Origin of the sequence: Sorangium sp. So ce363, assembly GCF_051520435.1 — a bacterium.
GTDB lineage: Bacteria > Myxococcota_A > Polyangia > Polyangiales > Polyangiaceae > Sorangium > Sorangium cellulosum_B.
In genome coordinates, this window is sequence record NZ_CP150333.1 from 794,422 (window position 1) to 807,676 (window position 13,255).

General features: G+C 73.2%; 12 protein-coding genes. 6 read left to right on the top strand and 6 right to left on the bottom strand.

Features of this window, described 5'->3' with window-relative positions; all coding sequences use genetic code 11:
* Positions 1-243: 243 nt before the first annotated feature.
* Entirely contained in the window at positions 244-660 is a 417-nt protein-coding gene (locus WMF12_RS02995) for a YkgJ family cysteine cluster protein (protein ID WP_437715531.1), read from the top strand.
* Positions 661-695: 35 nt separating this feature from the next.
* Here the strand turns inward: WMF12_RS02995 and WMF12_RS03000 are convergent, their stop codons facing one another.
* The 5 genes from WMF12_RS03000 to WMF12_RS03020 form a co-directional block, all read right to left on the bottom strand.
* Complete coding sequence (locus WMF12_RS03000; protein ID WP_437863769.1) at positions 696-2,354, bottom strand: phytoene desaturase family protein; 1,659 nt, start codon at positions 2,352-2,354, stop codon at positions 696-698.
* Positions 2,355-2,451: 97 nt separating this feature from the next.
* Positions 2,452-2,907, bottom strand: a complete 456-nt coding sequence (locus WMF12_RS03005) for a hypothetical protein (RefSeq protein WP_437863779.1) — start codon at positions 2,905-2,907, stop codon at positions 2,452-2,454.
* A gap of 26 nt (positions 2,908-2,933) precedes the next feature.
* The gene (locus WMF12_RS03010; protein ID WP_437863792.1) at positions 2,934-3,887 is read right to left on the bottom strand and encodes an MlaE family lipid ABC transporter permease subunit; all 954 of its coding nucleotides are present in this window, start codon (positions 3,885-3,887) and stop codon (positions 2,934-2,936) included.
* On the bottom strand, positions 3,884-4,444 hold the full coding sequence (locus WMF12_RS03015; RefSeq protein ID WP_437863802.1) for a hypothetical protein: 561 nt from the start codon (positions 4,442-4,444) through the stop codon (positions 3,884-3,886). The genes WMF12_RS03010 and WMF12_RS03015 overlap by 4 nt, the downstream gene beginning before the upstream one ends.
* 153 nt (positions 4,445-4,597) lie before the next feature.
* Positions 4,598-5,374, bottom strand: a complete 777-nt coding sequence (locus tag WMF12_RS03020) for a rhomboid family intramembrane serine protease (RefSeq protein ID WP_437863826.1) — start codon at positions 5,372-5,374, stop codon at positions 4,598-4,600.
* A 63-nt stretch (positions 5,375-5,437) separates the two neighbouring features.
* On the opposite strand from WMF12_RS03020, the gene cysS reads away from it, so the two are divergent.
* The 4 genes from cysS to WMF12_RS03040 all read left to right on the top strand — a co-directional run bounded on the left by cysS (position 5,438) and on the right by WMF12_RS03040 (position 11,142).
* Positions 5,438-7,024, top strand: coding sequence for a cysteine--tRNA ligase (gene cysS / locus WMF12_RS03025; RefSeq protein WP_437863844.1), 1,587 nt, complete (start codon positions 5,438-5,440; stop codon positions 7,022-7,024).
* Positions 7,025-7,182: 158 nt separating this feature from the next.
* Positions 7,183-8,148 carry a DnaJ C-terminal domain-containing protein gene (locus WMF12_RS03030; RefSeq protein ID WP_437744116.1) on the top strand — a complete coding sequence of 322 codons (966 nt, stop codon included), beginning with the start codon at positions 7,183-7,185 and terminating at the stop codon, positions 8,146-8,148.
* A 50-nt stretch (positions 8,149-8,198) separates the two neighbouring features.
* Positions 8,199-9,278: an AgmX/PglI C-terminal domain-containing protein gene (locus WMF12_RS03035; RefSeq protein WP_437863881.1), complete on the top strand. Its 1,080-nt coding sequence runs from the start codon at positions 8,199-8,201 to the stop codon at positions 9,276-9,278.
* A 418-nt stretch (positions 9,279-9,696) separates the two neighbouring features.
* Complete coding sequence (locus tag WMF12_RS03040) at positions 9,697-11,142, top strand: protein kinase domain-containing protein (RefSeq protein WP_437863902.1); 1,446 nt, start codon at positions 9,697-9,699, stop codon at positions 11,140-11,142.
* Between the two features lie 10 nt (positions 11,143-11,152).
* On the opposite strand, the gene WMF12_RS03045 is transcribed toward WMF12_RS03040, so the two are convergent.
* On the bottom strand, positions 11,153-12,415 hold the full coding sequence (locus WMF12_RS03045) for a chorismate-binding protein (protein WP_437863916.1): 1,263 nt from the start codon (positions 12,413-12,415) through the stop codon (positions 11,153-11,155).
* 152 nt (positions 12,416-12,567) lie between these two features.
* Between WMF12_RS03045 and WMF12_RS03050 the strand changes: the two genes are divergently transcribed.
* The gene (locus WMF12_RS03050) at positions 12,568-13,209 is read left to right on the top strand and encodes a TlpA family protein disulfide reductase (protein WP_437863927.1); all 642 of its coding nucleotides are present in this window, start codon (positions 12,568-12,570) and stop codon (positions 13,207-13,209) included.
* Positions 13,210-13,255: the final 46 nt, after the last annotated feature.

Consider the following 13,255-nt stretch of genomic DNA (forward strand, 5'->3'; position numbering starts at 1 on the left):
GCGCGCCGCCCGCGCCTCATCGCGTCATCGTGCCACCGTCCTCGCGCATCGCGCTCCCATCGCGTTCCCATCGCGTTCCCATCGCGTTCCCATCGCACGATTGCACCGTGGCGCTATGTTGAGCGCGCGCCGTGGCGAGCACTTCGCCGTCGCGGAGGCTTGCTCGGCCGCGTATGCTCCGCTGCCTGACAGCGAGCGCTCGGCCTCTTCGCTCCGGCATCGGCTGCACGTCCCTCACGATCCATGACGACGACCCTCAAGGCCAAGCCCCGCGTCTCTTACGATTGCTCGAAGTGCCCGGCCTACTGCTGCTCCATCTACGAGCGGGTCGAGGTCACGCCGCGCGACCTGCGGCGGCTCGCCCGCCATTTCGGCCTCACGCTCGAGGCCGCCGAGGAGCGCTTCACGAAGCGCTACAACGACGAGCGCATCCTCCGGCGGCAGTCGGATCCGGTGCTCGGCCGGGTCTGCCGCTTCCTCGATCTCACGACCCGCGGCTGCACCATCTACGAGGCCCGGCCCGAGGTCTGCCGCGACTACCCGGGCAGGCCGCGGTGCGGCTATTACGACGTGCTCCAGTTCGAGCGGGAGACACAGGACGATCCCGACGTGATGCCGCTCGTGCAGATCACGTTCCGGTCCAGGACGCCGGCCGGTTAGCGCTCGATAGGGCGGCAGCGCGGCTCAAGCGCGGCTCACGTCCCCTCGTGGACCTCGTCGTCCGTGTCCGCCTGCGCCGCCGCGCTCGCCTTCCTCCGCTCGTGCAGCCACTCCTCCGGCCGATCGGCGGGGTAGGTCCGCAGCGAGCCGTCGGCCGGCCCGAGCAGATCCTCCGCGCGCGCCGCGCCCGTGATCCGCTGCGCGGCCATGAGGCCTGACATCGCGGCGCCTGCCACCCCGTGGCTCAGCGTGCTCGCCCCGCACTGGTACAGCCCCGGGATCCTCGTCCCGATGGAGAACGACAGCGGGCCGAGCTGCCACCTCGTCTTGGCGGTGCCGTAGGCGGCGCCGCGGTACGTGGCGCAGTAGAAGTCGTTGGTCAGCGGCGTCGCCACCGAGCGGAACACGAGCGCGCGCGAGATGCCTGGGATGACGTTCTCCGCCGCCGCGATCATCTGATCTCCGATCGACTCCTTGAACGCCTCGTAGTCCGCCCCTCGCTCGCCCGTGCGGGTCTTTTCCCAGCGCGTGAAGGGGCCGTGGGGCACGAACGTGAACATCTCGATCGTGTGGTGGTTGCCCCGGGTCGGGTGGCCCGGGTCCTTCAGCGTCGTGATGGTCAGGAACAGCCCGTCCACCGCCCCGCGCGGCAGCTGGTGCTCCATGCGCTCGTAGAGGCGCCCCACGTCTCGCTCGCGGTACCACCAGTAGTTGCCTGAGTCGTAACCCATCGACCGGAGGTCCATGTCCACCGCGCAGAACACGCTGAGCAGGCTGACCGAGTACTCCATCCGCTGGACCTTGCGGCGCTCGCGGGCGGTCAGCTCGGGCGGCAGCAGCTCTCCATAGGTGATCGCCGGGTCCGCGTTCGAGACGACGCTCGCCGCGCGCAGGACCTCTCCCCCTTCCAGCTCGACGCCGGCCGCTCTCCCTCGCTCGACGAGGATGCGCTTCACCCGCGCGCGCGTCCGCACCTGCCCGCCGAGCCGGCGAAGGGCCCTGATCATCGCGAGCGGGATGCGCTTCGCGCCCCCGCGCGGGTAGTACCCGCCATCCATGTAATGGCAAACGATGCCCGCGTGGACAGGCAGCGCCACGCGCGACGGCGACAGCCCGTGATCGCCCCCCTGCGCCGACAGGAACGCGCGCAGCAGGGGATCGCGGATCGTCGCGTCCAGCAGATCCTCCTGGGTGCGGAGGCCCCAGCGCACGAGGCTCGGCGCCTTGAACGGCGCGAGCAGCACCCTCGGGAACTCGAGCATCGCCTCGAGCCGCCCGAGATCGTCGTTGACCCCGCGCAGGACACGGAAGTACCGCGCTATCCCCGCGGCCTCGTGCGGGAACCGCGCCGTGAGCCGGGCGACGAGCCGATCGAGGCCCTTGGGCACGTCGAGCCGCTCGTCGCCGATGATCAGGTGATCGAGCCCGTCCGGGTTGAGCTCGCAGAACTCGAGATCTCCCGAGAGCCCGAGCCCCTCGTAGAGCCGCCGCACGGCGCCCCCCGGACCGAGCCCGCCGATATAATGGACTCCCGGGCTGAACAGGTACCCGTTCAACGAGAAGCTGTGCGTCCACCCGCCGGGCAGGTAGTGCTGCTCGACGACGAGCACCTTCTGTCCCGCGCGCGCCAGCGCGAGCGCCGCAGTGAGCCCGCCGGCGCCCGATCCGATCACGACGGTATCCGCGTGCCGCATGACGCTACCCCTCCGGACTACGATGCTCCAGGGACGTGGTCGGCTGCGCGCTTGTGCCCTCGATGGCCCCGCCTCTCGCTCGTCGCTTCCCCGTCGCTTACCCGCCGCCTCGCTTGCCGGCGTCGGGCGGCGCCCCGGCGTCGGGCGGCGCCCTGTCCGCCTTCTCCATGTTCATGAGCGGCAGCGGGCAGACGACGGGCACGGCGCGCGCGGGGGTCTGCGCCGACTCGCGGAGGCATGTCTTGCCGGTCAGGCGGAGGCGCTCGCCCACCTCGAGGTCGGGCGGGCACACGACCGCCTGGGACGCGGAGACGAGATCCCCGTCGATCCAGAAGATCTCGCACCCGTCGTCCGTCCGGCGGAGGTGGTAGTGCCGCGTCGGCCGCCGCGGCACCGGCGTGCCCTCCGGGAGCGCGGCGCCGCCGTCGCTCGCCTCCGCGACCCCGCCCTCCCTCCCGGCGTCCCCCTGGCACGCAGTCACCCCGAACGGCACCCCGAACAGCAGCACCGGCAGGAGCCCGGCCAGCGTTCGCTGCGACGTCGGCGGCGGCATCTGGGCGCCTCCCGGACCGCCCCTGCTCACCGGGTCGGGAAGAGCAGGATGGACATCTTGGTCAGGAAGAAGTCGGCGATCAGGATGGTGATCGACGTCACGACCACCGTGCGCGTGGTCGCGTGGCCGACGCCCTCCGTTCCGCCCCGCGTGATGAGCCCGAAGTGGCACCCGACGAGCGCGATGATCGCCCCGAAGAAGGGCGTCTTGTACATCCCGCTGAAGTAATCCATGAACGTGACGGATCCGAGCGCCGTCCGCAGGAAGAAGCCGGCAGGGATGCCGAACTCGGTCGCGCAGACCAGCATCGCCCCGCCGAAGCCCAGCACGAGCGCGAACGCGCCGAGCACGGGCATCACCACGACGCTCGCGAGCAGCCGCGGCAAGACGAGCTTCTTCAGCGGGCTGGCGCCGAGGGCGCGGATCGCGTCGATCTGCTCGGTGACGGCCATCGACCCGACCTCGGCCGCGATGCCGGCGCCGATGCGGCCGCCGACGATCACCGCCGTGAGCGTCGGCGCCAGCTCGCGCGAGAACGACAGGCCGATGATGCGGCCGGTGTACTCCATGCCGCCGAACTTCTGCAGGCCGATGGCGAACTGCACCGCCATGACCATCCCGACGAAGAGCGCCGTCACCGACGCGATGGCGGCCGAGCGGACGCCGAGCGCCTCCATCTGATAGAGGGTCGAGCGGATCTCGAGCGGCCGCTCGAACATCGACCTGAGCGCCCCCCAGGTCATCCGCCCGAACTGCCCGAGGTGCTCGACGAACCCGACCGCGTTCTCGTTGATCCTGGCGAGGAGCGGGGGGAGCGGCGGAGGAGGCAGGCTGTTCGGCGCCAGGCTCTGCGGGGGCACGCTTGTCGGCTGCAGGCTCTGCGGGGGCACGCTGGTGGAGCCCCCGCCGGAGGAGGCGGCCGGCGGGCCGTTCGAGGCGGGCGGCGGCGCCGCCACGGGCCGTTTGCGATCAGTCGTCATCGGTCATCGGTGCGCAGGGTCGAGAAGCCGCGGACCATCCGCGTGAACGCCGGCTCGCTGGCGGCGTAGCCGGCGGGATCGGCGATGAGGAGCATGTCGTACACGCAGCCGTTCTTCTTGAGCACCCAGATGTCGAAGACCTTCGGCACCCCGTCGAGCTTCGCCGACATGACGGTGTGCATCGCCTCGCGGCCGTCGAACGGCACGACGTCCTGCTTCAGCACCTCGCGCTCGGTGAAGTGCAGGAAGAGGTGGTTGGTCAGCGAGACGAGCGGGATGTCCTCCTCGTTCCGGCAGCGCCCGTTGAGGGCGATGGTCGCCCCGTTCGCGTCGTCGCGGTACGCCACCGCCGCGTCCGACACCTCGAGCCGCTTCCAGCTCGCCGGCGCCGGGGGCACGCGGAACGCCACGTCCGTGCCGCGGTAGACCGTTCCGTCGAACGACGACCCTCCGCAGCCGGCGAGCGCGATCGCGACGGCGAGCAGCCAGGCTCGGGGGTCCGCTGCCTCGCCCGCAGAACCCGCGGCGGTGAGGCGCCTTCGAAGGGGTCGTCGCATCGCTGCGGGCCGACGCTATCACGCTTTTGCATCCTGGGCGAACCGCGAGCAGCCTGGCCGTTCCGGCGAGATCCTTCGGATCTCACCGGCTTTTTCGCCGCGCGCCGCGTACAGGGCGCCGCACCTCGGGTCGCTCCTGGTCGCACCTCGCCGTCACCAGGAGTCTCGCCGCCGCGGCGCGTCCCACGGCGGGGCCCGGCGGGCAGCGGGGTGCCGGGGGGACGGGCGAAAGTGCTGCCAGCGCTCGTGCTCGCGCCGGGTGCGCCCTGTCATGAAGACGCGGACGAGGAAGAGCCCGGCGACGAACCCCCCGAGGTGCGCGAAGAACGCCACGCCGCCGCCGCGCACGCCGATGGAGCCGAGCCCGTTCAGCAGGTTCACCACGAAGTACTCGAGGATGACCAGCCACGCCGGGAGCTCCAGGAACAGCCCGAAGATGAACCACAGGAGGAAGATCGGGTTCAGCACCGTGATCGGCGATCGCGGGTAGAGCGACGCGTACGCGGCCAGCACGCCCGAGATCGCGCCGGAGGCGCCCACCATCGGGATCGTCGAGCCGGGATCGATGACGACCTGCGCGCCCGCGGCGGCGATCCCGGACAGCACATAGAAGGCCGCGTAGCGGGCGCTGCCCAGCGCGTCCTCGACGTTGTCGCCGAAGATCCAGAGGAACAGCATGTTCCCGCCGAGGTGGGCCCACCCCGTCGGATCGTGCAGGAACATGCTGCTGAAGACCGTCCACCACGCGTCGCTCGGCGCTTCCAGGAGCTGCTCGGGGACGAGGCCCCACGCCGAGAGCAGCCGGTCGGGCGGCAACCCGGCCGCGATCGTCGATCGCATCCAGAAGAAACCGAGGACGTTGAGCGCGATCAGCAGGTAGTTGACGGCCGGCAGCTTGCGGGTGGGCAGTTGGTCACGGACGGGCAGCATCGCGATCACCTTAAGCACGCGGGCCCGTGACAGCATCCGCCTGCCTTGATAGACCCCCGGCCGATGTCCGCCCTGCGCCTCCACGACACGCTGACCCAGAAGCTCGCCCCGCTCGCCCCACGGCGGCCTGGCGAGGTCCGCATGTACTGCTGCGGCCCGACGACCTACGACGTCGCGCACGTGGGGCACGGCCGCGCCGCGCTCGCCCCGGATATCCTCGTCCGCCACCTGAGGGCGCGCGGCCTCCGCGTCGTTTACGTTCGAAACGTCACGGACGTCGACGACAAGATCCTGCAGCGGTCGGCCGAGTCCGGCGAGCCCCCCATGGACCTGTCGGCGCGGATGGCTCGCCTGTACCAGGAGGACGTCGCCGCCCTCGGCTGTCTGACGCCCGACGTCGAGCCGAAGGTCTCGGAGCACATCCCGGAGGTCATCGCCTTCGTCGAGCGGCTGATCGAGCGAGGCGTGGCCTATGTCGTCGAGCGGCCCGGCGACGTTCGCGACGTTCGCGACGTTCGCGACGTCTATTACTCGGTCCGCAGCTTCCCCTCCTACGGCAAGCTCTCGAAGCGCAACCTCGACGAGCTGCGGGTCGGCGCGCGCGTCGGGCCGTGCGAGGACAAGCGCGATCCGCTCGACTTCGCGCTCTGGAAGGGGGTCGCCCCCGGCGGGTGGGGCTGGGACAGCCCGTGGGGCAAGGGGCGCCCCGGGTGGCACATCGAGTGCTCTGCCATGGCGGGCCGCTATCTCGGGGCCGGCTTCGACGTCCACTGCGGCGGCATGGATCTCGTCTTTCCCCATCACGAGAACGAGATCGCCCAGAGCGAGGCCGCCCATCCTGACGGCGCGCCGCTCGCCTCGATCTGGATCCACAACGGCTTCGTCAACGTCGACAAGGAGAAGATGGCGAAGTCGCTCGGCAACTTCGTCAAGCTCCGCGACGTCTACGCGCGCAACGACCCGGAGGCGCTCCGCTACTTCCTGCTCACGGTCCACTACCGGGGCCCGCTCGAGTTCGACACCCACAAGCGCGACGACGGCCGGGTCGTGTTCCCCGGCGTGGTCGAGGCCGAGCGCCGCGTCGACTACCTGTATGCGACGCTCGATCGGCTCTCCGCGCTGTCCGCGCTCGCCGGCCCGCCCGCCAGCGAGGGCGCCGCGCCGGAGCTGCCGGCGCGGCTCCCGAAGGGGTTCGCGGCGCTCGCCGCGCTCGCGGACGGCGCGCCGGGCCGCGCCGCCGCCGCGCTCGACGACGACCTCAACACCCCCGTCGTGCTCTCGATCATCGCCGAGGTCGCCAAGGCCGCCAACGAGCTCGCCGACGCCGCGCAGCGGCGGGGGAAGGACCAGGACGTCGCCCGCGCCGCCCCGCCGCTCGCGCGCCGCCTCCACGCGGCCCTGCGGTCCTCGCTCGACGTCCTCGGCCTGCTGCAGACGCCGTCTCCGGTCTACCAGGCCCGCACGCAGGAGCAGCGCCTCGGGCTCCTCGGCACGACCCGGCAGGCGATCGAGGCGAAGCTCGCCGAGCGCGCCGCGGCGCGCGCCGCGAAGGACTTCGCGCGGGGCGACGCCCTCCGGAAGGAGCTCGAGCGCGACGGCATCGAGGTTGCCGACTCTCCCACCGGTACGACATTCCGGGTGAGCGCCTGAGGCGCGCCGCGCCGCGCGCGTTCCACCGCTGACGCTCGTGCAGGCGGCTGCCCCCAGTGGACGAGGACCGACGGGAGATCTAGGTTTCGGCCCGATGAAGGCCCGCAGCGGTCCGCGCGCCTCGCACCTCCCGCGGACCAGAACGATGACGGACGACCATGGCTCGTGATCTCTACTCCGTGCTCGGCGTCTCGCGCGACGCGGACGAGGACAGCATCAAGAAGGCGTTCCGCAAGCTCGCGATGAAGTACCACCCGGACAAGAGCCCGGGGAAGGCCAACGAGCAGAAGTTCAAGGAGATCAACCAGGCTCACGAGGTGCTGAGCGACAAGACGAAGCGCGCGCTCTACGATGAGTTCGGCGAGGAGAGCCTCTCGCAGAACTTCGATCCCGAGCGCGCCCGCGCCTACCGCCGCTACGCGAACGCGCGGGCCGGCGGCGGGGGCCGCGGCCCCGGCGGCTTCGACGTCCAGGAGATCTTCGGCAACGCCCCCGCCGGAGGCGACCTCAGCGACATCCTCGGCGACCTCTTTGGCCGTGGCCGCGCCGGCGCGGGCGGCGCGGGCCGCCGCCCGCAGCCGGCGCGCGGCCGCGGCGGCGACATCGAGCAGAACCTCACCATCGATTTCGTGTCGGCGGTGCGCGGCACGACGCTCCAGCTCCAGCGCGAGGGTGATCCCGAGCCGGTCACGGTGCGCGTCCCGCCCGGGGCCGCCGAGGGCAGCCGCCTGCGCATCCGCGGCCAGGGCGCGCCGGGCATGGGCGGCGGCGAGCCCGGCGATCTGCTGCTCAACATCCACGTCACGCCGCACCCGTTCTTCAAGCGCGAGGGCGACGACCTCCACCTCGACGTCCCCGTCACCCTGGGCGAGGCCTACCGGGGCGAGAAGATCCGCGTCCCCACGCCCGACGGCGAGGTGACGCTCAAGATCCCGGCGCGCACCCAGACCGGCCAGGTGATGCGGCTGCGCGGCAAGGGCATCGCCCGCAAGGCGAAGGAGCCCGGGGATCTCTACGTGAAGTTCGTGGTGCACGTCCCCACCGTCGACGACCCCGAGGTCGCGAAGGCGATCGATGCGCTCGACGGCAAGGTGGAGGCGCCGCGCGGCGATCTCCGGTTCTGAGCGCGGCCTCCCGGCGCGGCGCGGGCCGCGCGTACGGTCCGCTCCTCGCGATGGCCATCGCGCTCGCCGCGTGCGCCTCGCCGGCGCCGCCGCGCCCGGCCCCGCGCGCCGCCGGCCTCTCCGCCCCGGCCGCCGCCCAGCCGGGGCGTCCGCCCCGGCGGGTGGGCGCGCTGGCGGCCGCCGCCTCCTCCACTGAGCTGCGCGCCCCGGCCGCGCCTCCGGCGGTCTCTCCTGCGGCGCCGGGCGCCTCCCTCGGGGACCCGTCCGCGGCGTTCGCCGAGGGCGACGCGCGCGGCGCCTCGCAGGGGCCCTCGATCGCGATCGATCCGCCCTACAAGCTCGGGCGCCACCTCGTGCCTCGCGGCCAGGCCGAGGCGGCGGAGCGGGATCGCTGGAACGCCGGGGGCAGGGGGGATCCTCCCGCGCCGCCGCCTCCGACCGAGGGGCACCCGCTGCCGAGGATCATCGTGGACATCGACCACGTGAAGGGTCCGCTCAAGGCGAGCGAGGTGCAGCGCATCGCCCGGCGGCACCTCTGGATCCACGTCTACTCGTGCTACCGCCTGCGCGCGTACCGGGACCCGACGCTGCACGGCAAGACCACGGTGCGGCTCACGGTGAGCCGCGCCGGCAAGGTCACCCGGGCGCGCGCCACCTCGTCCACGCTCTCCGCGCCGGACGTCGTCTCGTGCCTCACCGCGCGCGCGCGGTCGCTCCCGCTCCCCGGGGCCAAGGCCGGCTCGACGGTCGTGGCCACGCTGCAGGTCTATCCGGGCGACGAGCCGGTCGAGCCTCCGCCGTCCGTCCTCGCTCCTGGCCCGGGCGAGCTCCAGCCGGACGCGATTTCCGCCGCCCTGGCCGAGGCCTTGCCCGTGTGGCGGAGCTGCTACGAAGAGGCCCTCGCGGGCGCGCCGGCGCTCTGGGGCCGCCTCGCGATCCGCTTCCACGTGACCGACAGCGGCGCCGTCGACGAGGCCTTCGAGGCCGAGTCGCGCTTCCCGGATGAACGGCTCACCCGCTGCGTGCTCCGGCGCGCGCGAGCGCTCACGTTCCCGGCGCCGGAGGGCGGCGACCTGCGCTTCGTCGTACCGCTCCGGTTTTCGCCCGACCCGCAGCCCTCAGCACCCTAGTTCCGCCCGCCAGAAGTCCGGCCATCTCTGGCCGGATTTCTGCGCCGCTTCAAGGCGACGTCGCGCGGGCGGAACCGGCTCTGTTTCCTCGGGGCTTCGCTCCGTTCCACGTCCCGTTCTACGCCCCGGTGTCCGCTTCGCGACCGCCCTGGTTCCGCCTGGCCAGGTAAGGCTCCTCTCCGCGCCTGACGCTGCACCGACCTCGGAGGCCGGGTTCGGTCTGCCCCAACCGGGACGGGCTCCTTGTGCTCCGCGATACGACTCGCCTCTTTCCGCGCGCGGCGTGCGGTGCGAACGCTCCCGCCGCCTGCACGGTCGAGGCGGTCGCACAAGCAAACCGTGCAGCGATCCGCAACGCCAAATTGCGCCGCATGGCGTATGTGCAACTTTACGGTGGGGGAGGAGGCTCAGGTAACCCATGGATATCTCACCGGGCACCATCGTTGGGGGGAAGTATCTGCTGGAGAGGCAGCTCGCGCGTCCGTTCGCGCGGATCGCGCGCGACCGCGGCTCTGTCTGGGCCGCGCGCGAGCTCCAGCTGGGCGTTCGCGTCGCCCTGAAGCTCTTCGACCCCGACGCCGGCGCCACGGGGGAGATCCTCTGGCTCGACCGCTGGGTCCGCGCCGCCGCCGAGCTCTCGTCGCGGCACGTCGTGAGCGTGCGCGATCACGGCACCGAGGACGGCGTGGTCTACCTGGCGATGGACCTGCTCTCCGGCGAGGATCTCGCGGCGCGCCTCGTCCGGCGCGGCCGGCTCTCGCTGGACGAGGCCGCGCGCGTCGCGGCGCAGGCCGGCGACGCCCTGCAGGCCGCCCATGCGGCGGGCCTCCTTCACCAGGGCCTCCGGCCGGAGAGCCTCTTCCTCGCGCTGGAGGGCGACGAGGAGGTCGTGAAGGTGCTCGACTTCGGCCTCCCGAGGGCGGTCGCGCCACGGCTCGTCGGCGAGATCGCGGCGGAGATCAGCGCGGGCGCGCTCCACTACCTCAGTCCGGAACAGATCCGGGCGGAGCGGACCCTCGACGCGCAGACCGATCTCTGGTCGCTGGCCTCGATCCTGTTTCGCGCGGTGACCGGTCACCTCCCGTTCCCCGGCGACATCGCCAGCGTCGTCGCCTCGAAGATCCTGCTCGCGCCGGTGCCCATCGCGACGCGGCTCGCGCCGAGGCTGCCTGCCGCGCTGGACGGCTTCTTCGAGAAGGCGTTCGCGCGCGACCGGGCCCGGCGCTTCCGCTCGGTGGAGGAGATGGTGTCGTCGTTCGCTCGCATCGCGGAGCACGCGCCGCCGCCCTCCTCTGGCCTCCAGCGCCCGTCCCTGTCGGCGCGCGCTTCCGGGATCGCCTCGGTGCGGGCGCCGGTCGCGGCGTTCGCGCACGGGAACGCGGCGGCCCCTCGCGCCGTCGTGGGGCCGGAGGCCGGCTCCGAGCCGCCGACCGCGAGCCGCACGACGCCGCCGGACACGCTGCTCGGCGCGGAGAGCGCCACCGTGCTGCGCGGGCTCGCGTCGCCCGCGCGCCTGGGCTGGCTCCTCCCCGTCGGCCTCGTCGCGCTGATGGGCGTCGCGACGTTCGTGACGCTCACGCGGCCCGAGCGCCCGAGGCCTGCGATGGCCGCGACCGGCGCCAGGGCGGCCGTGCTCACGGCGGTGCTCGCCGCCGGCAAGGCCCAGGCGGCGCGCGCCGCCGCGCTCGAGGCGATCGCCTCGCCGCCGGCTCGGCCGGCGCCTCCCGAGCCTCCTCAGCGCGGCGCCCGCGCGGCGGCAACCGCGCCCCAGGCCGCCGCTTCGTCGCGCCTCGCGCGGCCAGGCACCGCCACGGGGGCGGCCCCCACGGGCGCGCGCGTGCGCCAGAGCCTGCTGCACGACTGAGCGCTGCGCGCTACGCGCTCCGGACCGCGTCGTCGTCAGCGGCGGCCTTCTCGGCGACGGCCTTCTCGGCGGCGGCCTTCTCGGCGGCGGCCCTCTTCTCCGCGGCCGCGTCGCTCGCCTTGCGCGCCTCCTGCGCCGCGCGGATTGCCGACAGCGCCGCGCGCGCGTCGCCGCGCGTCCGTTCCGACGCCGCGCGCGGGTCGCTCCCGTTCCCGATGCGCGCGCCGGTCATCGTCTCGAAGTACCCCGACTCGACCCAGACGGCGCCGAGCGTGTGCGCCATCTCCGCGCCCTCCGGCCCGAAGTACCCGACCGAGCCGCCGTAGATCTGGCGCGGGCCGACCTCGAGGCGGCGGCTGACGCCGCTCGCGTGCGCCGCCGGCGCGCCGACCGCGCTGCCGCGCGCGAAGGCGGCGCGCAGCGCCTCGACGGGCGACGCGTCGCCTGCGCTCGGCCCCGCCGACGGATCGCGCTCGACACGGACGAGCGTCTCGCCCGACGCGCCTGCCACGGTGAGCCCCGGCGCGAACGGCGACTCCGCGAAGTCGAGGAAGTAGAGGTGGGTCGACGGCGCGAGCACCCGCAGCGCCCGGTACACGTCGAACGGATCCGCGCCGCGCAGCGGGGCTCGGAACCTGCGGGCGAGCACGACCTCGTTCGCCTCGCCGGCCGCGACGCGCTCGTGCGCCGCGGCCACCTTCGCGGCGAAGTCCTCGTCGGCCACCGGCGTCTCGACGTGCTCTGGCAGGGCGTGCGGATCGAGCGCGGGGAGGCTCATTTGCTCTGGCCCGTGCGACAGCTCCCAGGCGCATCGGCTCACGGCGCCCTGCGACTGGCCGGCGATCGTCATGGTCTGCGCCACGCTGTCGAACACGACGACGGTCGCGTCCTTCATGACCCGTCCGAGGTAGGCCTCGTCGGGCCACGGCTCGACGCCCAGGAGCAGGTGCACCGCATCGTACGCGAGGAAGCCGACCCAGGCCTGACAGACGCGGGCCGCCAGGTCGCGCGCCGTGCCCTGTGCGTCCGGCGCATTCCGCGTGTCCGCCGCCGCGGCTTGCGCGAGCCCGTCCGCGAGCGTCGCGAACGGGTCGAACCCGCTCGGGAGGAGGGTCTCGGCGCGCGCCCCGTAGCCGAGGATCGCGTAGCGGCCCCAGCGCTCGCCGGGCAGGGCGGACTCGAGCATGAACGACGACCGGCCCGGCGACTGGGCGCGGAGCGCGGCGTAGGCGCGGACCGGCGTGACGTGATCGGCCGGAAGGGTGCGGGTCACGACGGAGCTCATCGCGGCCCAGCCTACACGACGTTGCGCCGCGCGGAGAAGGCGGGCAAGGTACCTCGAAGGACGCGGTGCGAAGCGCGAACGCCCTCTCTTCGGCCCTTGGTTTGACTGCCTGCGGCGGCTGGCTGGTCGCCTTTGGCAGCTTGGCGGCTGCCTGCGGCGGCGCGCAGCCCGCCCCGGAGGGCGCGAGCACCACGGTCGTCTCGCTGCGGAAGATCGACTGCGAGGCGTGCGGCGCCGAGCTCGTCGCGGATCTCCGCGAGCGCCCGGGCGTCTATTCGGCCGCCTTCGACAGGCGCCGCGCCGAGATCTCCGTCACCGCGTCGCGGTCGTTCGACGTCGCGGGGACCGTGAAGCGGCTCGCCGCCGACGAGGGGTTCGAGGCGGTGCTCGGCGCCGGCCAGGGGCAGTACCTCGGCTGGGCGACGTTCCCCGAGGGCGCGGACGCCCGGACGATCGAGGACGGCGGCGCGGACATCCCCGACCTCGGCGCCCAGATCGTCCCGGGCAAGGTCACGGTCATCGACTTCGTGGCGGCCTGGTGCATGCCCTGCCGCAAGCTGGACGCGCACATGGTCACGGTGCTCGAGGCCCGCAAGGACGTCGCGTACCGCAAGCTCGACATCGTCGACTGGGACAGCCCGCTCGCCCGGCGGTACCTGAAGCAGGTCTCGAAGCTGCCGTACGTGATCGTCTTCGACACGTCGGGCGCGCGGGTCGAGGCGATCGCCGGCCTCGCGCTCGACGAGCTCGACGCGGCGATCGAGCGCGGCGCGCGGCGCTGAGCCGGCGCTGGCCCGGGCGCGCGCGCGTCCACGCTGCGCGCGCGGC